General features: G+C 59.2%; 22 protein-coding genes. 8 read left to right on the forward strand and 14 right to left on the reverse strand.

Annotation, left to right across the window (positions count from 1 at the left end):
- Nucleotides 1-57 precede the first annotated feature (57 nt).
- The 3 genes from AB4Z13_RS08530 to AB4Z13_RS08540 all read right to left on the reverse strand — a co-directional run bounded on the left by AB4Z13_RS08530 (nt 58) and on the right by AB4Z13_RS08540 (nt 4,830).
- Nucleotides 58-564 (reverse strand): GNAT family N-acetyltransferase, encoded by a 507-nt coding sequence (locus AB4Z13_RS08530; RefSeq protein ID WP_113319748.1) that lies wholly within the window; start codon nt 562-564, stop codon nt 58-60.
- 198 nt (nt 565-762) lie between these two features.
- A complete protein-coding gene (gene typA / locus AB4Z13_RS08535) occupies nt 763-2,583 on the reverse strand; it encodes a translational GTPase TypA (protein WP_097617978.1) in 1,821 nt (606 codons plus the stop codon).
- Between the two features lie 159 nt (nt 2,584-2,742).
- On the reverse strand, nt 2,743-4,830 hold the full coding sequence (locus AB4Z13_RS08540; protein WP_439016785.1) for a M3 family metallopeptidase: 2,088 nt from the start codon (nt 4,828-4,830) through the stop codon (nt 2,743-2,745).
- Nucleotides 4,831-5,035: 205 nt separating this feature from the next.
- On the opposite strand from AB4Z13_RS08540, the gene AB4Z13_RS08545 reads away from it, so the two are divergent.
- Complete coding sequence (locus tag AB4Z13_RS08545; protein WP_439016786.1) at nt 5,036-5,482, forward strand: hypothetical protein; 447 nt, start codon at nt 5,036-5,038, stop codon at nt 5,480-5,482.
- Here the strand turns inward: AB4Z13_RS08545 and AB4Z13_RS08550 are convergent, their stop codons facing one another.
- Both AB4Z13_RS08550 and AB4Z13_RS08555 read right to left on the reverse strand, forming a co-directional pair.
- Entirely contained in the window at nt 5,483-6,124 is a 642-nt protein-coding gene (locus AB4Z13_RS08550) for a LysE family translocator (RefSeq protein WP_310385033.1), read from the reverse strand.
- Nucleotides 6,125-6,260: 136 nt separating this feature from the next.
- The gene (locus tag AB4Z13_RS08555; RefSeq protein ID WP_007814510.1) at nt 6,261-7,484 is read right to left on the reverse strand and encodes an argininosuccinate synthase; all 1,224 of its coding nucleotides are present in this window, start codon (nt 7,482-7,484) and stop codon (nt 6,261-6,263) included.
- Between the two features lie 198 nt (nt 7,485-7,682).
- On the opposite strand from AB4Z13_RS08555, the gene AB4Z13_RS08560 reads away from it, so the two are divergent.
- Together AB4Z13_RS08560 and AB4Z13_RS08565 are read left to right on the forward strand one after the other, a co-directional pair.
- Nucleotides 7,683-8,534, forward strand: a complete 852-nt coding sequence (locus AB4Z13_RS08560) for an SDR family NAD(P)-dependent oxidoreductase (protein ID WP_439016787.1) — start codon at nt 7,683-7,685, stop codon at nt 8,532-8,534.
- Nucleotides 8,535-8,618: 84 nt separating this feature from the next.
- Complete coding sequence (locus AB4Z13_RS08565) at nt 8,619-9,260, forward strand: LysE family translocator (protein ID WP_113299633.1); 642 nt, start codon at nt 8,619-8,621, stop codon at nt 9,258-9,260.
- On the opposite strand, the gene AB4Z13_RS08570 is transcribed toward AB4Z13_RS08565, so the two are convergent.
- The 5 genes from AB4Z13_RS08570 to AB4Z13_RS08590 all read right to left on the reverse strand — a co-directional run bounded on the left by AB4Z13_RS08570 (nt 9,261) and on the right by AB4Z13_RS08590 (nt 14,173).
- The gene (locus tag AB4Z13_RS08570; RefSeq protein WP_310385039.1) at nt 9,261-10,055 is read right to left on the reverse strand and encodes an ABC transporter ATP-binding protein; all 795 of its coding nucleotides are present in this window, start codon (nt 10,053-10,055) and stop codon (nt 9,261-9,263) included.
- Nucleotides 10,052-10,930, reverse strand: coding sequence for an ABC transporter permease (locus tag AB4Z13_RS08575; protein WP_310385041.1), 879 nt, complete (start codon nt 10,928-10,930; stop codon nt 10,052-10,054). The genes AB4Z13_RS08570 and AB4Z13_RS08575 overlap by 4 nt, the downstream gene beginning before the upstream one ends.
- Before the next feature lie 223 nt (nt 10,931-11,153).
- Nucleotides 11,154-12,107: an ABC transporter substrate-binding protein gene (locus AB4Z13_RS08580; protein WP_310385043.1), complete on the reverse strand. Its 954-nt coding sequence runs from the start codon at nt 12,105-12,107 to the stop codon at nt 11,154-11,156.
- Nucleotides 12,108-12,200: 93 nt separating this feature from the next.
- Entirely contained in the window at nt 12,201-13,436 is a 1,236-nt protein-coding gene (gene rlmN / locus AB4Z13_RS08585) for a 23S rRNA (adenine(2503)-C(2))-methyltransferase RlmN (protein ID WP_439016788.1), read from the reverse strand.
- 227 nt (nt 13,437-13,663) lie between these two features.
- A complete protein-coding gene (locus AB4Z13_RS08590; protein ID WP_113319756.1) occupies nt 13,664-14,173 on the reverse strand; it encodes an invasion associated locus B family protein in 510 nt (169 codons plus the stop codon).
- Between the two features lie 336 nt (nt 14,174-14,509).
- On the opposite strand from AB4Z13_RS08590, the gene AB4Z13_RS08595 reads away from it, so the two are divergent.
- Nucleotides 14,510-15,070: a sigma-70 family RNA polymerase sigma factor gene (locus tag AB4Z13_RS08595; RefSeq protein WP_113319757.1), complete on the forward strand. Its 561-nt coding sequence runs from the start codon at nt 14,510-14,512 to the stop codon at nt 15,068-15,070.
- Between the two features lie 99 nt (nt 15,071-15,169).
- Here AB4Z13_RS08595 and AB4Z13_RS08600 read toward each other — a convergent pair whose 3' ends face one another.
- Nucleotides 15,170-15,562 carry a YkvA family protein gene (locus AB4Z13_RS08600; protein WP_113206154.1) on the reverse strand — a complete coding sequence of 131 codons (393 nt, stop codon included), beginning with the start codon at nt 15,560-15,562 and terminating at the stop codon, nt 15,170-15,172.
- A 68-nt stretch (nt 15,563-15,630) separates the two neighbouring features.
- Nucleotides 15,631-15,933, reverse strand: a complete 303-nt coding sequence (locus AB4Z13_RS08605) for a 4a-hydroxytetrahydrobiopterin dehydratase (RefSeq protein WP_113319759.1) — start codon at nt 15,931-15,933, stop codon at nt 15,631-15,633.
- A 35-nt stretch (nt 15,934-15,968) separates the two neighbouring features.
- Between AB4Z13_RS08605 and AB4Z13_RS08610 the strand changes: the two genes are divergently transcribed.
- Nucleotides 15,969-16,469, forward strand: coding sequence for a low molecular weight protein-tyrosine-phosphatase (locus AB4Z13_RS08610; RefSeq protein WP_113319760.1), 501 nt, complete (start codon nt 15,969-15,971; stop codon nt 16,467-16,469).
- Here the strand turns inward: AB4Z13_RS08610 and thpR are convergent.
- Together thpR and AB4Z13_RS08620 are read right to left on the reverse strand one after the other, a co-directional pair.
- Nucleotides 16,376-16,969, reverse strand: coding sequence for an RNA 2',3'-cyclic phosphodiesterase (thpR, locus tag AB4Z13_RS08615; protein WP_007814535.1), 594 nt, complete (start codon nt 16,967-16,969; stop codon nt 16,376-16,378). The two genes, AB4Z13_RS08610 and thpR, sit on opposite strands and share 94 nt — an antisense overlap.
- Nucleotides 16,970-17,037: 68 nt before the next feature.
- Nucleotides 17,038-17,682 (reverse strand): arylesterase, encoded by a 645-nt coding sequence (locus AB4Z13_RS08620; protein ID WP_439016789.1) that lies wholly within the window; start codon nt 17,680-17,682, stop codon nt 17,038-17,040.
- 72 nt (nt 17,683-17,754) lie between these two features.
- Here AB4Z13_RS08620 and AB4Z13_RS08625 point away from each other — a divergent pair, with 72 nt between their 5' ends.
- The 3 genes from AB4Z13_RS08625 (at nt 17,755) to AB4Z13_RS08635 (ending at nt 21,910) form a co-directional block, all read left to right on the forward strand.
- Nucleotides 17,755-18,462: an ABC transporter ATP-binding protein gene (locus AB4Z13_RS08625; protein ID WP_439016790.1), complete on the forward strand. Its 708-nt coding sequence runs from the start codon at nt 17,755-17,757 to the stop codon at nt 18,460-18,462.
- Entirely contained in the window at nt 18,459-21,002 is a 2,544-nt protein-coding gene (locus AB4Z13_RS08630) for an ABC transporter permease (protein WP_439016791.1), read from the forward strand. Before AB4Z13_RS08625 ends, AB4Z13_RS08630 begins: the two co-directional genes overlap by 4 nt.
- Before the next feature lie 179 nt (nt 21,003-21,181).
- Nucleotides 21,182-21,910, forward strand: coding sequence for a Bax inhibitor-1/YccA family protein (locus AB4Z13_RS08635; RefSeq protein WP_439016792.1), 729 nt, complete (start codon nt 21,182-21,184; stop codon nt 21,908-21,910).
- Nucleotides 21,911-21,917: the final 7 nt, after the last annotated feature.

Raw genomic sequence — 21,917 nt, forward strand, 5'->3', positions numbered from 1 at the left:
AAGACATCCAAAGGTGGAATATTTGCAGTATGAAATGGGCCGCTTGTGAAGCCGCGATCAGTTCCAGATGAAGCCGATCTTTTTAATCTGCTTATGGTCGAAATTTTCTATACCTTCGCAGAAATCGATACCGCCATGGTCGCGATAAAAGTCGGCGGCCGTTTCATTTTCTTCCAGGCACCAGACGACCAGGCCGTTGCAGCCCAGAGATTTCAAAAGCCGCCGGGCTTCGCCAAAAAGCAGCTTGCCGAGGCCGATACCCTGATATTCCGGACGCAAATAGAGCTCGTAGATTTCGCCTTCCTGAGGCAGCGCGCGTGCGCGATTAAGGCCGAGGGTCGCGTAACCAGCGACGGTCCCCGCCACATCTAGAACGAGCAATGTCGCCGGGCCGCGAGTTGCCTTGCGCCACCAGTTTTCACCGCGGCGCTCGATCATCTGGTTCAGAGCACGATGCGGAATGATGCCCGCATAAGTATGCTGCCAGGAAAGCCGATGGGCTTCCGAAATGGCTCGGGCATCATGCGGTTCAGCCCGCCGGACATCGATCGACAACGTCTTCATAACGCTTACTCTGGTCCTGCCGGAGGCAATTAACCATATGCGTCGACCGCATTGTGATCGATTGCCCACAGACTTGATATGTGGACGACAGGCAAAATTTAACGCTTTTTTAACGATTGTCACAAGTCGGAATCGACGCAGCGCACAATAAAAAACCCCGGCGCGAAGGCCGGGGTTTTAAAGGAGTAGCCGAGGCTCTTAGAGAGCTGCCTTCGACTTTTCGAAACGCTTGCGGTCGTTGGCATCGAGATACATCTTGCGCAGACGAATGTTCTTCGGCGTCACTTCCATCAGTTCGTCGTCCTGGATCCAGGAGAGCGCGCGATCGAGCGTCATGCGGATCGGCGGCGTCAGCTTCACCGCTTCGTCCTTGCCGGCGGCGCGGATGTTGGTGAGCTGCTTGCCCTTCAGGACGTTCACTTCAAGGTCGTTGTCGCGCGAATGGATGCCGATAATCATGCCGGCATAGACCTTTTCGCCCGGCTCGATGATCATCGGGCCGCGATCTTCCAGGTTGAACATTGCGTAAGCGACGGCTTCGCCGGAAGCGTTGGCGAGCAGCACGCCGTTAACGCGGCCACCGATGACGCCCTTGTAGGGCTGGTAGTCGTGGAACAGGCGGTTCATGATCGCCGTGCCCCGCGTATCCGTCAGTAGCTCCGACTGGTAGCCGATCAGGCCACGGGTCGGTGCGTAGAAACGCAGGCGAAGACGATTGCCGCCCGACGGACGCAGCTCGACCATTTCGGCCTTGCGCTCGGACATCTTCTGCACGACGACACCGGAATGTTCTTCGTCGACGTCGACGACGACTTCCTCGATCGGCTCCAGAAGCTGGCCGCTTTCATCCTTGTGCATCACGACACGCGGACGCGATACGGCAAGTTCGAAGCCTTCGCGACGCATGGTTTCGATGAGAACGGCGAGCTGAAGTTCGCCGCGGCCGGACACGTAGAACGAATCCTTGCCTTCGGCTTCCTCGATCTTCAGGGCGACGTTGCCTTCGGCTTCCTTGAAGAGACGGTCGCGGATGACGCGGCTCGTCACCTTGTCGCCTTCGGTGCCCGCCAGCGGGCTGTCGTTTACGATGAAGGACATGGTGACTGTCGGCGGATCGATAGGCTGCGCCTTCATGGCTTCCGAGACGGCCGGATCACAGAAAGTGTCGGCGACGGTACCCTTGGAGAGGCCTGCAATCGCGACGATGTCGCCCGCATGCGCTTCTTCGATCGCCGTGCGCTCAATGCCGCGGAAGGCGAGGATCTTGGAAATTCTGCCGGTTTCGATCAGCTTGCCGTCCTGGCCGAGGACCTTGACGGCCTGGTTCGGCTTGATCGAGCCCGATGCGATGCGGCCGGTGATGATACGGCCGAGGAAGGGGTTGGCTTCGAGGATCGTGCCGATCATGCGGAACGGACCTTCTTCGACAGTCGGCTCAGGCACATGCTTGAGCACCAGGTCGAGAAGCGGCGCGAGACCCTGATCCTTCGGACCTTCCGGGTTGACGTTCATCCAGCCATCGCGACCGGAACCGTAGAGGATCGGGAAGTCGAGCTGCTCGTCGGTCGCATCGAGATTGGCGAAGAGATCAAAGACTTCGTTGATGACTTCTTCATGGCGGCCATCCGGACGGTCGATCTTGTTGATCGCGACGATCGGACGAAGACCGACCTTCAATGCCTTCGAGACAACGAACTTCGTCTGCGGCATCGGGCCTTCGGAGGAGTCGACGAGAACGATCGCGCCATCCACCATCGAAAGAATGCGCTCGACTTCACCGCCGAAGTCGGCGTGGCCGGGGGTGTCGACGATGTTGATGCGGACACCTTTCCATTCCACCGAGGTCGCCTTGGCGAGAATGGTGATGCCGCGCTCCTTTTCGAGATCGTTCGAGTCCATCACGCGTTCTGCAACGCGCTGGTTCTCGCGGAACGAACCGGACTGTTTCAGGAGCTCGTCGACGAGGGTCGTTTTGCCATGGTCAACGTGCGCGATGATCGCGATGTTGCGAAGTGCCATTTGTCATAATCTCTGAGGCTGGGGCGCTACGCTTAGTGGACGCGCCATTTATGTTTGGCGCGCTCATACCGTTTTTTTCGCGATTGCGAAAGGGGGTGGCACGCGAAAGCTGCGGCATGGCTATCACCATGCCGCTCTGCTCCATGTCATCAAACTGTCTTAAGCGTCGCTGCCTGTCAATTCCTCGAAGGTCGCAAGCCCCTTCTTGACCAGCATCGCGTCCGGGCTCGGCAGCTTGCCGCGGAAAGCCTTGTAAGCATCTTCCGGATCGACGGAGCCGCCCGTGGAGTAGATATTGTCCCGAAGCTTCCTGGCCATTTCGCCATTAAAGGCATCGCCCGTCTCCTCGAAGGCGGCGAAGGCATCGGCATCGAGCACTTCCGACCACATGTAGCTGTAATAACCCGCCGAATAGCCGCCGGAGAAGATATGCTGGAAGTGCGGCGTGGCGTGGCGCATGACGATCGATTTCGGCATGCCGATTTCAGCAAGCACTTCCGCCTGCACCGCCATCGGGTCTTCCACCTTGTCGCGGGTATGGAAGGCCATGTCGACCAATGCCGAGGAGGTGAACTCCACCGTGTTGAAGCCGGAATTGAAGGTGCGGGCTGCCAGAACCTTGTCGAGCAATGCCTGCGGCATCGGCTGCCCGGTCTCGAAATGTACGGCATATTCCTTGAGGACGGCGGGAACCGTCAGCCAGTGTTCGTAGAGCTGCGAGGGCAATTCCACAAAATCACGCGAGACGCCTGTACCGGCGACCGAGGGATAGGTGACGTTGGAGAGCATGCCATGCAGCGCATGACCGAACTCGTGAAACAGCGTGCGCGCATCGTCGAGCGAAAGCAGGGCGGGCTTGCCTTCGGCGGGTTTTGCGAAGTTGCAGACATTGTAGATGATCGGCAACTCGCCGTGATGGCCATTCTTCAGCACCAGCTTGTGCTGGGACTGGAAGGAGCTCATCCAGGCGCCTGAGCGTTTCGAGCTACGAGCGAAATAATCGCCGAGGAAGAGCGCGACCAGCTTGTCATCCCGATCGCGGATCTCGAAGACGCGCACGTCGGGATGATAGGCAGCAATGCCCTTCTTCTCCACCGCGCGAATGCCGAACAGCCGGCCGGCTACATCGAAGCAGGCATCGATGATCTTTTCGAGCTGCAGATAGGGCTTCAATTCCGCTTCCGAGAAATTGAACCGCAGCGCGCGGATCTTCTCCGCGTAATGGCGCCAGTCCCAAGGCATGACCTCGTGGTTCTTGCCCTCGGCAGCGATCAGCCCGGCGATATCGGCTTCTTCCTCATGAGCGCGTTTCACCGCTCTGGCCCAGACAGCGCGCAACAGATTGTTCACAGCCTCGGGTGTCTTCGCCATCGTGTTATCGAGCTTCAATTCGGCGAAGTTGCCGTAGCCGAGAAGTTTCGCCACTTCGTCGCGCAGGGCCAACGTCTCTCTGATAATGCCGCGATTGTCGGTCGCACCGACATTCTCACCGCGCGCCACCCAGGCCTTGAAGGCCTGCTCACGCAGATCCCGGCGCTCCGAAAAAGTCAGGAAGGGCTCGATGATCGAGCGCGACAGGGTCACGGCATATTTGCCACCCTCACCGCGCTCACGGGCAGCCGCCGCCATCGCGTCGCGCAGGAAATCGGGAATGCCGGCAAGTTCGTCTTCGCTGGAGAGGATCAGCGACCAGCTCTTCTCGTCGGCGAGCACATTCTGCCCGAAGCTGGTGCTGAGGCCTGCGAGCTTTTCGTTGATCGTGGCAAGTTTCTCCTGCTCGGCCTTCGGCAGCTTGGCGCCCGATTTCACGAAGCCTTTCCAGTGCCGCTCCAGCACGCGTGTCTGTTCCAGCGTCAGACCGAGGCTTTCGCGCTTTTCCCAGAGTGTATCAATGCGCTTGAAGAGATCCGCATTCATGCCGATCTTCGAATAATGCCGCGACATCTTCGGCGAAATATCCCGCTCCAGCGCCTGGATTACGTCGTTGGTATGGGCGCCTGCCCGATTCCAGAAAAGCGCGGAAACGCGCGACAGCTCATCTCCGGCGATTTCGAGCGCGACGACCGTATTGTCGAAACTCGGTTCTTCCTTGTTACCGGCGATCGCGTCGATCTCTCTTTCGTGCGAGGCAAGTGCAGACTCGAAGGCGTCAGCGAAATCGCCATCGGCGACCGCATCGAAACGCGGCAGGCCATGAAGGCCATTCCAGTTGACAAGTGCCTGATTGAATTGACTGGGAGAAGACATATGAAAGTCCTTTATGCCGGCAAGTGGATCGGTAATATAGGGAGGCTATCATGGGATTGATATGTGGCTGACTTGGACTTTTGCCCGCCCGGCTAAATCTTAGGGGCAAGAATTGATACATAAAAATTAACCAATCGTTAACGATTGACGCGAATCAGGCCAAGACGCTAGTTTCTCTTTAATCTTCATGTAAGAGGACATGCGCATGGAAATCTTTTCCGTGCGGTCTTCTCAGAGTTTGCTATTCAAAAATAATCCCAATAATAACGCAAAAAGTTCGAAGACCGCTGATACTACAATTGAGCCGAAGCCCACTCTCGCCCAAGGCTCATTCCAGATCGAAGACTCTGACAACAGGCAGGCGCTCGATTTTACAGCCGTCAGCCCGGGTGAATTGCGCAGCTATGCGCGCCAGGGCTACGATAACGGCCTGATCGATCAGAATACGTTTGCCGCAATATCCGAACCGCTGCCGATGCACGCGATCGATCCGCTCGGCAATGTCATCGACCTGTCCAACGTCACAGACGGCACGAGCTTCAACTTCCTCGACTATTATCGCAACCAGCTTCAGATCGCCATGTCGATCGGCGATCCGAATGAGGTTCAGACGCTGAATTCGGTCGTCGGCTTCCTCGTCAACGAGGCCTGATCAGGCCTTTCGCCAGCCAAGTAGGCCGGGTGTGGCGTGCCACAGCGCCTGTACGGCAAAGCCCATGAAGAGCACGCCGGAGCAGCGGACGATCAGCCGCTCATGCGCGCGGTAGAAGCGACGCACGACGCCGGCGCCGATGATGCCGATCAGGATGATGTCAGCCGTGACGAAACCGACGAAGGAAACGCTGAGCAGCATGGGGAGAGCCTCGAAATCGAGCGCGCTTGCCGAGCCCGCGACCAGTGCCGTGAAGGTGGCAAGCGCCACTGGATAGCCCTTCGGATTGGTGACGCCGAAAATCAGTCCGCGGCGGAATGGCCGCTCCACCACCATCAGCGCCTGCCCCTCGGCCTTCGGCTTGGCATTGACGGCACTCCAGCCGATCCAGGCGAGATAGAAACCGCAGGCAAGCCCGAGCAGGTCGAACACGAAGGTGCCGATCGTCTTGGCCCCGACGATCGCAATCAGCGCCAGTCCCGACCAGATGATGTCGCCAACGAGATGACCCATCATGAAGAAGGCACCAGCCTTGCGCCCCTGCCCGGCGCCAATGCCGAGAAGCTGCAGGAAGGCCGGGCCGGGAATGAGTACATAAAAAAGCGCCGCCAGAAAGGCGCCGAGAAGCAGGGAAAGCGGCATGGAAATGCTCCGGTAATGACGACTCAGCTTATGCGATAGCCCTGCCGCGTCAAGACATTACAACCTGCAATCGGTGCGACAAAAAAAGGCCCGCGCGGCAGAGCCGGCGGGCCTTTCAGGATCGGTCTGGCGTGACTTACTTCTTCAGGTTACGCTTGCCGAGCGTGCGAAGACGCAGCGCGTTGAGCTTGATGAAGCCGGCAGCATCCTTCTGATCGTAAGCGCCCTGGTCGTCTTCGAAGGTAACGAGCTTGTCGGAATAGAGCGACTTTTCGCTCTCGCGGCCGATGACCATGACATTGCCCTTGTAGAGCTTCAGCGTCACTTCGCCTTCGACATGCTCCTGGCTCTTGTCGATGAGGGCCTGCAGCATCTCGCGTTCCGGCGAGAACCAGAAACCGTAATAGATGAGCTCGGCATAACGGGGCATCAGCTCGTCCTTGAGATGAGCAGCACCCCGATCGAGCGTGATCGACTCGATGGCACGATGGGCCGCAAGCAGGATCGTGCCGCCGGGCGTCTCGTAGACACCGCGCGATTTCATCCCGACGTAGCGGTTCTCGACGAGATCGAGGCGACCGATGCCGTTGTCACGGCCGTAATTGTTGAGGGTCGCGAGCAGCGTAGCCGGAGACATCTCGACACCATTGATCGAGACGGCGTCGCCCTTGCGGAAACCGACCTTGATGGTGGTTGCCTTGTCGGGGGCCGCTTCCGGCGAAATGGTGCGCATATGCACGTACTCAGGAGCTTCCTGCGCCGGATCTTCCAGAACCTTGCCCTCGGAAGAGGAGTGCAGCAGGTTGGCGTCGACGGAGAAAGGCGCTTCGCCCTTCTTGTCCTTGGCGACCGGGATCTGGTGCTTTTCGGCAAATTCGAGCAGATCGGTACGGCTCTTGAACGACCAGTCGCGCCACGGCGCGATGATCTTGATATCGGGATTCAGTGCATAGGCCGAAAGCTCGAAACGAACCTGGTCGTTGCCCTTGCCGGTCGCGCCGTGCGCGATCGCATCTGCGCCGGTCTTCCGGGCGATATCGATGAGGTGCTTGGAAATCAGCGGACGGGCAATCGACGTGCCGAGCAGGTAGACGCCTTCATAGACGGCATTGGCACGGAACATCGGAAAGACGAAATCGCGCACGAATTCCTCGCGCACGTCCTCGATATAGATCTCCTTGATGCCGAGCATCTCGGCCTTCTTGCGCGCCGGCTCCAGCTCTTCGCCCTGGCCGAGATCGGCCGTGAAGGTGACGACTTCAGCACCGAGTTCGGTCTGCAGCCACTTCAGGATGATCGAGGTATCGAGACCGCCCGAATAGGCGAGCACGACTTTCTTCACGTCTTTGTATGATGCCATGATGATGAGGTCCGTTGCATAGAGGCCGCGGCACACCCGCAAAGCCCGGTATCGCGGCACTTTTATCGAGATTGGCGCGTGACGCAAGGGCAACGAGGATAGCAACCGGCCCGATAGGGCCCGATAAGGTTTGACAGCACGGAACCGGAGCCCATATTCGGCATCGTCCGAACAATGCTCTGAGGAGAGGCCCGTCCCGTGACGAATATTCAAGCCATTTTCAAGAAATCCAATGTTGCCGTCATCACCGGCGGTGCTTCCGGCATCGGCCTTGCCGCCGCGAAATACTTTGCAAAGGTCGGTATGAGCGTCGTGATCGCCGACCTTGGCGGCGACAGGCTGGCGGATGCCCGCGCCGAACTCGAGGCAATTGCCGGCCAGGAACATGTGATGGCCGTCGAGACCGATGTCTCTCAGAAGGAGCAGGTCGAGGCCCTCGAACGCGCCGTCATCCAGCGCTTCGGCCGCGTGCATGTGCTGATGAACAATGCCGGCATCGGCCCGGAAACCTCGATCTTCAGCGCCCAGTCCAATTGGGACAATATCCTCGCCGTCAACCTTCTCGGCGTCATCAGCGGCGTCAGAACCTTCGGTCCCGGCATGGTCGCCCATAACGAACCCGGCCTCATCATCAACACCGGCTCCAAGCAGGGGATCACCACACCGCCCGGCAACCCGGCCTATAACGTCTCCAAAGCCGGTGTGAAGGTCTTCACCGAAGCGCTTGAGCATGAACTGCGCAACACTGAAGGCGCAGGTATTTCCGCGCACTTGCTGATCCCCGGCTTCGTCTTCACCGGCCTCACCAAAGGCGACCGCAGGGAAAAGCCTGCTGGCGCCTGGACGCCGGAACAGACTGTTGATTTCATGGTCGAAAGCCTTGAACGCGGTGATTTCTACATCCTCTGCCCTGATAACGATGTCGCGCGTCCTGTGGACGAGCGGCGCATGGCCTGGGCGATGGGCGATATTATCGAGAACCGCCCGCCGCTATCGCGCTGGCACAAGGACTACGCCGATAAGTTCATGGCTTTCCTTGAGCAGAAGTAATCGGCACCATCAGAAGGTTTGATTGGTAATTTTCAGAAAGCCGGGTAAGAGATCGTCAGAACTTTCCGGCTTTCAGAGTAGACCATGGATTTCCTGCCGAGCTTTCCGACGCTTCTCGCCTTTGCCGCCGCCACACTGTTGCTTGCGGCGACACCAGGCCCCGACATGACTCTGTCGATCAGCCGTGCGCTTGCGCAGGGCAAGAAGGCAGCGCTTTTCGTGGTGCTCGGCACGAGCCTCGGCATCGTCGTACACACGATGCTGGTTGCCTTCGGTATTTCGGCACTGATTACCGCTTCCCCGACCGCCTTCCTGATCCTGAAGACCGGCGGTGCGGCCTATCTTTTCTGGCTGGCCGTGCAGGCGATCCGCTACGGCTCGAAGCTGACGGTTGCCAAGGTCGAAGGCCCGAAGGGCACCATCCTGTCGAACATTTCCTCGGGTTTCTGGGTTAACCTACTGAACCCGAAGGTCATCATCTTCTTCATGACCTTCCTGCCGCAGTTCGTCAGCGCCAACGATCCCGCCGTCACGCACAAGCTGCTCTTCCTCGGCTTCTGCTTTATCGTGATCGGCATGCCGGTCAACGCGGCCGTCGTCATGGCGGCCGACTGGCTGTCGAGCTGGCTGCAGAACAACAGGAAGGTGCTGCGCGGCATGGATTATACTTTTGCCGGCGTCTTCTCGGTCTTTGCCGCCAAGATCCTGCTTACACAGGCACGCTGATCAGCCTATCAGCAAGGCGTCGTCATCGAGCGTTTGGCCACGCATCTTGCGGAACATGGCGATCAGGTCTTCAACCTGCAGGTTCTTCCTATTGTCGCCGGCCACGTCGAGAACGATCTCGCCGCCATGCAGCATGATCGTGCGGTGGCCGTAATCCAACGCCTGCCGCATGGAATGTGTCACCATCATCGTCGTCAGCTTGCGCTCCGAGACGATCTTCTGCGTGAGGTTCATCACGAACTCCGCCATGCCCGGATCGAGCGCTGCCGTATGTTCATCGAGCAGCAGCACTTCGGAGCCGGCAAGCGTCGCCATGACGAGCGACACGGCCTGCCTCTGGCCACCCGAGAGAAGATCCATTCGGTCCTTCAGCCGGTTTTCCAGCCCGAGGTTCAGCTCCGCAATCCGCTCCCGGAAATAGTCGCGCCTGTTGCCGCCAAGCGCTGATGCAAGCCCACGTTTTTCGCCACGGCGGGCGGCTAGAGCAAGGTTCTCCTCGATTGACAGCGCACCGCAGCTTCCCGTCAGCGGATCCTGGAAGACACGTGCCACCAGACCGGCGCGTGCCGATGTGGACTTGCGCGTCACATCGGTCTTGCCGATCAGAACCGAGCCTTCGCTCGGAATGACATCGCCAGCAAGCACGCCGAGCAATGTCGATTTGCCGGCGCCGTTGGAGCCGATGACGGTCACGAAAGAGCCCTCCTCAATAGTGAGGCTGACACCGTTCAGCGCCTGTTTCTGCAGCGGCGTGCCACGCCCGAAAACAACCTTGATATCCTTGACACTGATCACGATGCGGCACCTCCGCGAAGGCGGGGAAGAATAAGCGCGACCGTCACGAGAACCGCGGTCACGAAATTGAGGTCGGAGGCCTGCAGGCCGATGACATCGCTCGACAGCGCAAGCTGGATGGCGATGCGGTAGATGATCGAGCCGAACACGCATCCGACAAGTGCAATCAGCAGTCCGCGCCGACCGAGCAGCGTCTCACCGATGATGACGGCAGCTAGGCCGACGACGATGGTGCCGACACCCGAAGTGACATCCGCAAAACCGTTGGTCTGCGCAAAGAGCGCGCCGCCAAGCGCCACCAGCGCATTGGAAATCGCCATGCCCAGATAGATCTGCCGGCTGGTATCGACGCCCTGCGCACGGGCCATGCGGGCATTGGCGCCTGTCGCACGCATCGCAAGCCCGGCATCGCTTTCAAGGAAGCGCCAGACGACGATGACAGCGATGACAACCAGAACGCCAACGAAGAGCGGCCGCACGTAAAAATCCCTGAGCCCATGGCCGAAGAAGGGGCTGATCATCGTATCGGCATTGATGAGCGCGACATTCGGCTTTCCCATCACCCGTAGATTGACGGAAAAAAGCGCAATCATCGTCAGGATCGAGGCGAGAAGGTTGAGGATCTTGAAGCGCACATTGAGGAGTGCCGTCACCATGCCGGCAGCAGCCCCCGCTCCCATCGCGATCAGCGCCGCAACCCACGCATTGACGCCGGCGATGATCAATACGGCTGTCACGGCTGCACCGAGCGGAAACGAGCCGTCCACCGTCAGGTCCGGAAAATCGAGGACTCGGAAAGCTAGATAGACGCCGAGAGCGACGAAAGAATAGACCAGGCCGAGCTCGACGGCCCCCCAGAATGCGATTTGGCTCAAGGCTTTCAGCCCCTTTTTGTTTCCGTTCCGCCCGTCGCGAAACCGGAGCCTTTTAGCGCATAACCCCTTAAATCGGAACCGATTTAAGGAAAGGATTATGCGCAGTTTTTACACTGTTACAGCGTCCTTTGCGCGCCATCTGGCGCGCGGCGCTGTAATGCAACAGCCGCCCCGTGCAGACGGGAGCGGCTGATTGTCACTAAGACCTTGGAACGACGGCCGTTTATTCAATGACCTTGTTGGCGCGTGAAACGACGCTTTCCGGCAGAGTCACGCCCATCTTGGCTGCGGCAGCCTTGTTGATGACGAGGTCGCTGCCAGCTGCGGTCTTCACCGCGATGTCGCCCGGGTTTTCACCCTTCAGCACCCGCACGACGATCTCTCCCGTCTGCTTGCCGACATCATAGTAGTTGAAGCCAAGCGCTGCGATCGAGCCACGCGAAACGGAATCCGTATCAGCGGTAAAGAGCGGCAGCTTGCTTTCTTCCGCAACGGCAACCGCACCTTCGAGGGCCGAGATGATCGTGTTATCGGTCGGGATGTAGATGGCGTCGGCGCGACCGACGAGCGCACGCGCTGCGCCCTGCACTTCGGCGGACTTCGTTGCAGCCGATTCAACAATGGTGATGCCGGCCTTGTCGGCTTCGGCCTTCAGCGCGGCGAGCAGCGAGACGGAGTTCGCCTCGCCGGAATTGTAGAGGTAGCCGATCGTCTTCACGTTCGGCAGGATTTCCTTGATGAGCGCGATATGCTCGCCGACCGGCGACATGTCGGAAAGACCGGTCACGTTGCCACCTGGCTTGTCCATGTTTTTGACAAGCTGCGCGCCGAGCGGATCGGACACGGCGGTAAAGACGACGGGGATATCACGCGTTGAGGAAACGACGGCCTGGGCCGACGGCGTGGAGATCGGCACGATGACATTGGGTTCGTCACCCGCGAACTGGCGAGCGATCTGGGCTGCCGTTGCCGGATTGCCCTGCGCGGATTCGAAGACGAACTTGAGGTTCTCGCCTTCCTTGTAGCCGGCAGCGGCCAGCGCATCGCGCACGCCGTTGCGGGCCGCATCGAGCGCCGGATGTTCGACGATCGCAGTTACGGCAACCGTGACATCATCGGCCTTCGCCGGCAGCGTCACGGCCAAAGTTGCGGCAAAAGCCAGAAGAATTGAACGCATGAGTGTCCTCCAAGATGATTTTGGAGGCACTTTTAGGAAAAGCGCCCCCTTTAATCAATCGCGGAGAATTGTAATGAGGATCAAACTTGCTGATCAGTCATCGGCGCCGTGGTTGGCGATCATCATCGCTTCGAAGGCAAGGCGCTCGGTTTTGCGCATGCGCTCGGATTCTGACTTGAGCTGGCCGCAGGCGGCGAGAATGTCGCGGCCACGCGGCGTGCGGATCGGCGAAGCGTAGCCGGCCGAATTGATGAAATCGGCAAACTTCTCGATCTGCGACCATTCGGAACACTGGTAGTTCGTGCCCGGCCAGGGATTGAAAGGGATGAGATTGATCTTTGCCGGCACGCCCTTCAGAAGCTGGATGAGCCCCTTGGCGTCTTCCAGGCTGTCATTGACGTCCTTCAGCATCACATATTCAAACGTGATGCGCCGTGCATTCGAAAGCCCCGGATAGCTCCGGCAGGCGTCGATCAGTTCCTTCAGCGGATACTTCTTGTTGATCGGCACGAGGATATCGCGCAGGTCGTCGCGCACCGCATGCAGCGAGATCGCCAGCATGACGCCGATTTCATCGCCGGTTCGGAAGATCTCAGGCACGACGCCCGAGGTAGAAAGCGTTACGCGGCGCTTGGACAACGATAGGCCATCACCATCCGTAGCAATCAGCAAGGCCTGCTTCACGGAGTCGAAATTATAGAGCGGCTCGCCCATGCCCATCATCACGATGTTGCTGACCTTGCGGCCCTCGGCGGGCACGACGGCGCCGACCGGCACGTCGCGGTCCGGGAAGTCGCCCAGCCGGTCTCTGGCCAACAGAAGCTGGGAGAGGATTTCCTCGGCCGTCAGGTTGCGCACCAGCCGCTGCGTGCCGGTATGACAGAAGGAACAGGTCAGTGTGCAGCCGACCTGGCTGGAAATGCAGAGCGTGCCGCGCCCTTCCTCGGGAATGTAGACAGCCTCGATCTCGACCGGACGGCCGGCGCCGCGCGGCGGAAAGCGTAGCAGCCACTTGCGCGTACCGTCGTTGGAAATCTGTTCTTCGACGATTTCAGGCCGGGCAATGGTGAAATGCTGCTTCAGCATCTCGCGCATGTCCTTGGCGACATTCGTCATGTGGTCGAAGTCGGAGACGCCGCGCACATAGATCCAGTTCCAGAGCTGCGAAACGCGCATCTTGATCTGCTTGTCCGGCACGCCCTTTTCGCGCAGCGCCGCACCCATTTCCTCGCGCGTCAGACCGATCAGCGAGGGCTTTGGCGAAAGCTCCGTGCCGAGAGGCGCCCGCGCAGCAGGCTTGGCAACGGTCATCGCATCCATAACGGACATAATCTTCTAATCCCGAACTCAACATGGCAACCATCCCGGAAAGCCGGAAGACTTACGGGGCCGTTGACGCATGATTGCAGAAATGAATGGGCGGAGCGGCGATAAGATCGCCATCCTTCCGCAGTTGCGCGCCGCTTTAGCATCATTTTCGGCCCACGTCACTATAGATGGAAACGACGAAGGCCAGCACAAGGCCGGCCTTCGAAACATTGCCTGAAGTAATCAGCTTACTTGCAGCTTTCGATCTGCTTCAGCGCGGCCGAAATGCCTGAGAGCGAATAGCTGTAAGAGGTGCCGGTACCCTTGCGCGAAACCGCGTTGACAGTCATGGAATGACCCGTCTTCATGGCTGCGACGAGCGCAGGCTCCTGCGCGGCGTTCTCGACCCAGGCGGCCTTGTCCTTGGTAAACATCACGAAGGTCTTGTTGTCGATGACCACGTTGACCTTGGAGTTTTCCTGCAGCGAATAGCCCATCATCGCCTGCGGCTCGTAGGAGATGTTCTGACCCGGGCGCTGCGACACGATGAAGAAATTGTCGCCGTGATCGACACTCGCCGGCTGCTTGGCGGTCGGCACCGAAAGCACGTAGCAGACGGTGGAAGCGCCCGATTTATAGGAATAAGCGCCCCATGCCTGGAACTGCTGGATGCGGGTCGGAGCCGCCTGCTGCGCTGCCGCCACTCCGGTCATAACAACTGTGAGGGCGAAAGCGGATACGATACTTTTTACGAACATGGAATTCCTGCCGGTTCTTGCGGTTCAAGGCCCGAAGCGATCATTGCGGGCGGCGCATAATCACGATCTGCTTTATTTTGACTTAATTCAGGTTACCAAATGGTCAACAATGGCTGCGAATTGTATCTGCCTGTTTCATTTTCGCCCGACTGTTAACTTGCGAACCGACAGCGGCGCGTGGGATTGCGCTCTGTCTTGATGGCCCAGCCCATCGGTTCGGGTGAATTTAAGACACAAAGATTCAGGCAAGAGTTTGACCTTTCTAAAATCCGTTGTAGGTCGTTAAGATAAGGAAATTCAGACCGAAATCTTGACTGCAGGGAGTTCGTGAGAGGGATGGATGCCGAGGAAAGACAGCGTTTCGCTGCCCTCGCAAAGGCCGTTGCCGATGAGCGCGACGAGTCCGCATTCTCCGTACTCTTCGACTATTTCGCACCGCGCCTGAAATCATGGCTGATGCGCCAGAAAATGACACCAGGCGAGGCCGAGGAACTGGTGCAGGAAATCATGATCGTTCTCTGGCATAAGGCCGCCCTCTATGACCCGGCCCGATCCTCGCTTTCCACCTGGCTTTTTTGCATCGCCCGCAACCGGCGCATCGATCTGCAGCGCCGCGCTCAGGTTCGTGTTCTCGATGGCGAGGATCCGACGCTGCAGCCGCCGGCGGAATTGCGCGCCGACGAAATCGTCGCCAATGACGACCGCGATGCCCAGGTGCGCGATGCCGTCAGTCAGTTGCCCGAGGAGCAGCGGGCGCTGCTGCAGGCTGCCTTCTTCCTTGGCCAGTCGCATACCGAAATCGCAGATGCGACCGGCCTGCCGCTCGGCACGGTGAAATCGCGCATCAGGCTCGCCTTCGGCAAGCTCAGAAACCTGCTGGAGCGAGAAGAGGTCTAAAGCATGTCGCGCAAAAGTGTGCAGCGGTTTTGCGATAACGACATGCGTAAAACAAAGACCTAAAGCGCGGCGAGCGGATCTGAAAGATCGCGACGCGCTTTAGATCGTCTTCATGCCGTCTTCGGAACGGTCCGCGAGAACGCGATCGGCCGCCTCGTAGTGGCTCGGCCGGATATTGCCCCTCACCATGGCAAAGGCTGCCGACAGGACAGCGACATCGTCCGAAAAGCCGATAACGGCGAAGATATCGGGGATGATATCGACCGGCATGACGAAGTAGGCAAGGGCTGCCAGAAGAACGCCGCGCACTCTGGTGGGCGTCTGCGGATCGAGCGCGCAATAGAAACCGGCAACCACATCGCGGGAGAATGGAATCTGCCGCACGGCGCGGCGAAAGGTCGGCCAGAATTTCTGCCGCACCGTCTTTTCACGACGGTTCTGCGTATCCTCGTCGCCCGGCAACAGAATTTCCCCGTATTTGACGTCGTCCATCCCGATATCCCTTATGGTCGCTCCGAAAATATGGTGACGGCGCAAGCCGTTTCAATCGGCCGATTCAATCAAGCCCGCCGCGCCGCCGCCTTCTCCATGGCCTTTGCGAGCTTGAAATCCAGCTCCGTCAACCCGCCAGCATCATGCGTGTTGAGCTTCACCTCGACGCGGGAATAGACGTTGAACCATTCCGGATGATGGTTGAGTTTTTCGGCCGCAAGCGCCGATTCCGTCATGAAACCGAAAGCTTCCACGAAATTCGCGAATTTGAATGTCTTCGAAATCGAACCTGCCACATCATCGAGCGTCCAACCCGTGAGTTCGCCAAGCAACTGGTTGATTGCCGGCCTTTCCAGCTTTTCCATTTTCATGCCATGTTCCTTTCATCCTTCCGTCGGATCCTCAGATGAAACGTATCAGCATCCTCTTTGTTTGCATGGGCAATATCTGCCGCTCTCCGCTTGCCGAGGGGATATTTTGCCATGTCGCGGGTGAGGCGGGCCTTGGCGATGCTTTCCGCATCGGTTCCGCCGGTCTCGGCGGCTGGCATCAGGGAGAACTTCCCGACCGACGCTCGATCATCACCGCAAGCGCGCATGGCATCGACATCACCGGGCAGCGCGCCCGGAAGATATTACCTGAGGATTTTGACGATTTCGATCTGATCCTCGCCATGGACCGCTCGAATGTCGCGGAATTGAGCCGGCGTTCATCGTACGCAGACAACGTCCATCTCTTCGGCGATTTCGCGCTCGGCACCGGGGAAGATATTCCCGATCCCTATTATGGCGACCGGGAAGACTTCGAGTTCGTTTACGCCAGGCTCTTCAGCGGCTGTAGCACGCTGGTAGAGAGGCTCGGCACCAGCCTTGGCTCGTGGAGCGGGAAGACCTCTTCAGTCAGGTAAGGTCCGCCGCCAACCGATTCGCGCGACGACAGAAGCACGAAGCGCGGCACGGTGAAGGTCGAGGTCTGGAAGTTGCCGCGGCCGGCGAGGTAATGGACGACATCGTCGACGCGCGAATATTTCAGGCGGGCAAGCGTGACATGCGGCGTGAACTTGCGCGGGTCCGGCGGCAGGCCGATGCGCTGGCAGATCCGCTCGATCTCGCCCTGCAAGGCGTACATTTCAGGCGAAGGAGAAACTCCCGCCCAGATCGAATGCGGTTTTTTGGAGCCGAAGGAGCCGATGCCTTCAAGCCGGAGCTGGAATTCCGGCCGGTCGATGCGATCGAGACGCTCGACGATTTCGTCTGCCGTGCGTCCATCGACATCGCCGATGAAGCGAAGTGTGATGTGGTAATTCTCCACATCGATCCATCGTGCTCCGGGAAGACCACCGCGCAACAATGACAGGCTCATCGCCGCATTGCGCGGAATTTCGAGGGCGGTAAAAAGTCTCGGCATAACGAGCACTCCCCGAATCTTTTGCAGGTGCTCACACGGAATCACGCATTACAAACCTGTGCAAGCCCCTATTTCTTCACAGAAGAAATCGTCTCGACGAATTTTGTGACAGCCGGCTCCATCTTCTCCACCATCACATCCACCCCCTTGGCATTGGGATGCATGCCATCATCGAGCTTCAGGCCGGCATCCAGGACCACACCGTCGAGAAAAAATGGATAAAGCTCAACCCCATGTTTTTCCGCAAGTTTCTGGTAGATCGGGTTGAAGCGTTCGGCATAGTCCGCACCCATGTTCGGCGGCGCCATCATGCCGGCAAGGAATACAGCAATGCCGCGCTCTTTTAACCGGCTTATCATCTGGTCGAGATTCTTTTCGCTCTGCTCCGGCGGGATGCCGCGAAGCGCATCATTGGCGCCGAGTTCGAGAATCACCCCGTCGGTTCCGTCAGGAATGGACCAGTCGATTCGCGCAAGCCCGCCCGTGGTCGTGTCGCCCGAGACGCCGGCATTGGTGATCGAAACGTCGATCCCTCCGGCCTTCAGTGCTGCCTGCAGCTTCTCGGGAAAGCCGTCGCCTGGCGGCAACTGGTAACCCGCCATCAGGCTGTCGCCAAACCCGACCAGATTGATCGTGCGCGCTTCGGCAACTGTCGAGAAAATCAGCGAGAAGACGATGACAGCGAAGTGAAGGGCGGCAACTTTAAATCTCATAATGCTTTCCCTAGATTGGCTAGGTGCCGTTATGCGGCCATTCGGTTACGGAACTATATAGGGCGATTTCTGTTGGCCAAAACCATCATCGATCTGAAACACGCCGATTTGACGCTCGGTAATGCCGCTGCCTCGGTCCATGTGCTGAAAGGCATTGACCTGGAGATCAGCGCGGGCGAATCCGTCGGCATCGTCGGCCCTTCGGGCTCCGGCAAGTCCACGCTGTTGATGGTGCTTGCAGGCCTGGAAAAGCTCGACAGCGGCGAGATCAACATCAATGACACGCCCCTGCATGCGCTGAGTGAGGATCAGGTCGCCGATTTCCGCGGCCGCAACATCGGCATCGTCTTCCAGTCCTTCCATCTGATCGCCAACATGACGGCGCTGGAAAATGTCGCAGTGCCGCTTGAGCTCGCCAACGTTCCCAACCCCTTCGAGATCGCCGAACGCGAGCTGAATTCCGTCGGCCTTGGTGAACGCCTGAGCCATTATCCCGGCCAGCTCTCGGGCGGCGAGCAGCAGCGTGTGGCGATCGCCCGTGCGATCGCCCCCTCGCCCGCCCTGCTGATTGCTGACGAGCCGACCGGCAATCTCGACACCGATACCGGCCGGCAGATTGCCGACCTCCTGTTTTCCAAGCAGGCCGAGCGCGGCATGACCCTGCTGCTTGTGACCCACGATATCGGCCTCGCCAATCGTTGCTCGCGCCAGATCCGCGTCCGCTCCGGGCGCATCGAGGGCGATAGCGCAGTCCGTCAGTCCGAGGCGGCGATTGCATGACGATCGTCACTCCGCGCATCTCGCTCGCCTTCCGTCTGGCCCTTCGCGAGCTGCGCGGCGGCTTGAGGGGCTTCTACATCTTCCTCGCCTGTATCGCGCTCGGCACCGCCGCGATCGCTGCCGTCAACTCTGTCTCACAGTCGATCACCGATACGATCGCCTCGCAGGGGCAGGAACTCTTGGCCGGTGACGTCCGCTTCGAGCTTAACAACCGCGAGGCAACGCCAGAGGAAATGAATTTCCTGCGTGGCCTTGGCGAAGTCTCCGTTTCCACCGGCCTGCGCTCCATGGCTCGCAAGCCGGATGGATCCGATCAAGCGCTGGTCGAGGTCAAGGCCGTCGACGATGCCTATCCGCTCTACGGCACCTTTGAAGCGGAGCCGAACTACCCGCTCGCCTCCCTGCTATCAGGCGAAGGCGGCACCTATGGCGCTGTCGTAGCTCCACTGCTGCTGGAGCGACTGGGATTGCAGATCGGCGACGAACTGCTGCTCGGCAACGTCAAGCTCAGCATCACGGGCACGGTCAAGACCGAGCCGGATGCGCTCTCGGAAGGCTTCGGCTTCGCCCCCCGCATGCTCGTCAGCCGAAACGCACTTCAGGCATCCGGCCTGATCCAGACCGGCAGCCTTGTGGAACATGCCTACAAGATCAAGCTGGAAGACCGCAGCACGATGAGCGGTATCCAGGCCCGCGCCACCACAGAATTCCCTTCGGCCGGTTGGTCCGTCCGCACCAGCGATCGCGCCGCCCCATCGCTGACGGAAAACATAACCCGCTTTTCGCAATTCCTCACGCTGGTCGGCCTGACCGCTCTGATCGTCGGCGGCGTCGGCGTCGCCAATGCCGTGCGCGCCTTCCTTGATGCCAAACGTACGACGATCGCGACCTTCAAATGCCTGGGCGCCCCGGCAGCCGTCGTGGTCTGGATCTATCTCTTCCAGATCGCCATCATCGCAGCAGCCGGCATCCTGATCGGTCTTGTGCTCGGCGCCTTGTCCCCGATGCTGGCTGCACAGTTCCTCGCCCAGTTCCTGCCGGTCTCTACCGATCCGACCCTCTATCCCGGCGCTCTAGTGCTTGCGGCCCTCTTCGGCATGCTGACGATGCTTGCCTTTGCCATCCTGCCGCTCGGCCATGCGCGCGAAGTGCCGGCAACCGCACTCTTCCGCGAGCAGGGTTTTGAGGCACGCCACCTGCCCTCCTGGCCCTATGTGTTACTCGCCGCGCTCTTCATGGCTGCGCTCGCAGGCCTTGCCATCTTTACCGCCTATGACCGCTTCATCGCAGTGATCTTCGTCGGCGCCATCATCTTCGCCTTCGTCATCCTGCGCCTCGTCGCAGCCTTGATCGCCTGGCTGGCGCGCAGAAGCCCGCGCGTCAACTCGCCGGCGCTGCGGCTGGCGATCGGCAATATCCATCGCCCCGGAGCACTGACACCCTCCGTCGTCCTCTCGCTCGGTCTCGGCCTTGCGTTGCTGGTCACCCTCACACTGATCGACGGCAACCTGCGCCAGCAGCTGACCGGCCGCATGAACGAGGGTGCGCCGAACTTCTTCTTCGTCGATATCCAGAGCGCCGAGGTCGATGCCTTCCGCAACCTGATCCATACCCAGTCCCCGAATGGCAAGCTGGTGGAAGTGCCGATGCTGCGCGGCCGCATCATCGCCTTCAATGGCCAGGATGTGACCAAGATGAATGTGCCGGCAGCGGGCCGCTGGGTGCTGAATGGCGACCGCGGCATTACCTACGAGGAAAGCCCACCGGAGAATTCCGTCCTTACCGAAGGCCAGTGGTGGGGCAAGGACTATAGCGGCGAGCCGCTTGTCTCCTTCTCGAGCGAGGAGGCGCATGAACTGGGCCTCAAGATCGGCGATACCGTCACCGTCAACGTTCTCGGCCGCAACATCACTGCCAAAGTTGCCAATCTGCGGCGGGTCGAATGGGAATCGCTGTCGATCAATTTCGTCATGGTGTTCTCGCCGAACACCTTTCGTGGCGCTCCGCATGCATGGTTGGCGACACTGACGGATCCCGCATCGACCGAGACTGAAGACGCCGCGATCCTGAAATCGGTGACCAACGCCTATCCGACGATCACGAGCGTGCGCGTCAAGGACGCGATCGATATCGTCAACCAGCTGGTCGGCGAGCTTGCGACTGCGATCCGCGCCGCAGCTTCCGTTGCACTGATCGCCTCCGTTCTCGTGCTGGCAGGCGCACTTGCCGCCGGAAATCGGGCGCGCACGCATGATGCGGTGGTGCTGAAGACACTTGGTGCGACGAGAACCATGCTGATCCGCGCCTTCAGCTATGAATATCTCATCCTCGGTGTTGCCACCGCCATTTTCGCGCTTTTTGCCGGCAGTGTGGCTGCCTGGTTCATCGTCAGCCGCATCATGCGCCTACCCTCCAGCTTCATGCCGGATGTCGCAGGTCTCACCCTTGTTACAGCCCTAGTATTGACCGTCGGTATCGGCTTGATCGGCACCTGGCGCGTCCTCGGACAGAAGGCAGCACCAGTTTTGCGCGAGCTGTAATGGGTGAAGGCCCCAAATCCCTTCACCTTACGGCGATTTAACCGAACGGCAGATTGCAAAGGCCTTGTTTGAATTGGACGAAAGCCTCATATTGTCAGCAGGCATGCTGGAAGCTCCGCAGCGGCGCCCGGGTCGTAAACCCGACACCGTATTTCCATCGGAGCTTGTAAGAGGAAACTATGGCTGATCTCCGTAACTATCAAAGCCGCGCACAAGCCGGCGAAGTGATTGATCAAGGCCTCCGCGCTTATATGCTCAAGGTCTACAACCTGATGGCGCTGGGTCTGGCGATCACTGGTGTGGCCGCCTATCTGTCATTCCAGTTCGCTTTCGCCAATGGCGAGCTAACTGCATTCGGTCAGGCTATTTATGCGAGCCCGCTTCGGTGGGTTGTGATCCTTGCACCGCTTGCTGCCGTGTTCTTTCTGAGCTTCCGTATTAACCAGATGAGCGTGGCTGCAGCGCAGACCACTTTCTGGGTCTATTCCGCACTGGTCGGGTTGTCGCTCTCGTCAATCTTCATAATCTATACGGGCCAGAGCATCGTACAGACCTTCTTCGTGACGGCCGCCTCCTTCGGTGCGCTGTCGCTTTACGGCTACACGACCAAGCGCAACCTGTCGGCAATGGGTTCGTTCCTGATCATGGGCCTCTTCGGCCTGATCATCGCTTCGATCGTCAACATCTTCCTGGCTTCGTCCGCCGTGCAGTTCGCGATCTCCGCGATCGGCGTGCTGATCTTTGCAGGCCTCACCGCCTACGACACGCAGCGCATCAAGGAAATGTATTTCGAAGCAGACGGTTATGACGTCGCCGGCCGCAAGGCCATCATGGGCGCGCTGACGCTCTACCTCGACTTCATCAACCTCTTCATGTTCCTGCTGCAGCTCATGGGCAACCGTAAGTAAGCAGGCC

It is taken from the genome of Rhizobium sp. YAF28 (genome assembly GCF_052113285.1).
Taxonomy (GTDB): Bacteria; Pseudomonadota; Alphaproteobacteria; order Rhizobiales; family Rhizobiaceae; genus Rhizobium.

Bases quoted from the DNA above. Each gene is read 5' to 3' on its own strand.
- AB4Z13_RS08540 (WP_439016785.1), bottom strand. From the start codon at position 4,830: ATGTCTTCTCCCAGTCAATTCAATCAGGCACTTGTCAACTGGAATGGC.
- AB4Z13_RS08605 (WP_113319759.1), bottom strand. From the start codon at position 15,933: ATGAAAATGGAAAAGCTGGAAAGGCCGGCAATCAACCAGTTGCTTGGC.
- AB4Z13_RS08550 (WP_310385033.1), bottom strand. From the start codon at position 6,124: ATGCCGCTTTCCCTGCTTCTCGGCGCCTTTCTGGCGGCGCTTTTTTAT.
- thpR (WP_007814535.1), bottom strand. From the start codon at position 16,969: ATGCCGAGACTTTTTACCGCCCTCGAAATTCCGCGCAATGCGGCGATG.
- AB4Z13_RS08610 (WP_113319760.1), top strand. From the start codon at position 15,969: ATGAAACGTATCAGCATCCTCTTTGTTTGCATGGGCAATATCTGCCGC.
- AB4Z13_RS08565 (WP_113299633.1), top strand. From the start codon at position 8,619: ATGGATTTCCTGCCGAGCTTTCCGACGCTTCTCGCCTTTGCCGCCGCC.
- AB4Z13_RS08530 (WP_113319748.1), bottom strand. From the start codon at position 564: ATGAAGACGTTGTCGATCGATGTCCGGCGGGCTGAACCGCATGATGCC.
- AB4Z13_RS08620 (WP_439016789.1), bottom strand. From the start codon at position 17,682: ATGAGATTTAAAGTTGCCGCCCTTCACTTCGCTGTCATCGTCTTCTCG.
- AB4Z13_RS08580 (WP_310385043.1), bottom strand. From the start codon at position 12,107: ATGCGTTCAATTCTTCTGGCTTTTGCCGCAACTTTGGCCGTGACGCTG.
- typA (WP_097617978.1), bottom strand. From the start codon at position 2,583: ATGGCACTTCGCAACATCGCGATCATCGCGCACGTTGACCATGGCAAA.
- AB4Z13_RS08600 (WP_113206154.1), bottom strand. From the start codon at position 15,562: ATGGACGACGTCAAATACGGGGAAATTCTGTTGCCGGGCGACGAGGAT.
- AB4Z13_RS08595 (WP_113319757.1), top strand. From the start codon at position 14,510: ATGGATGCCGAGGAAAGACAGCGTTTCGCTGCCCTCGCAAAGGCCGTT.
- AB4Z13_RS08630 (WP_439016791.1), top strand. From the start codon at position 18,459: ATGACGATCGTCACTCCGCGCATCTCGCTCGCCTTCCGTCTGGCCCTT.
- AB4Z13_RS08545 (WP_439016786.1), top strand. From the start codon at position 5,036: ATGGAAATCTTTTCCGTGCGGTCTTCTCAGAGTTTGCTATTCAAAAAT.
- rlmN (WP_439016788.1), bottom strand. From the start codon at position 13,436: ATGTCCGTTATGGATGCGATGACCGTTGCCAAGCCTGCTGCGCGGGCG.
- AB4Z13_RS08590 (WP_113319756.1), bottom strand. From the start codon at position 14,173: ATGTTCGTAAAAAGTATCGTATCCGCTTTCGCCCTCACAGTTGTTATG.
- AB4Z13_RS08555 (WP_007814510.1), bottom strand. From the start codon at position 7,484: ATGGCATCATACAAAGACGTGAAGAAAGTCGTGCTCGCCTATTCGGGC.
- AB4Z13_RS08635 (WP_439016792.1), top strand. From the start codon at position 21,182: ATGGCTGATCTCCGTAACTATCAAAGCCGCGCACAAGCCGGCGAAGTG.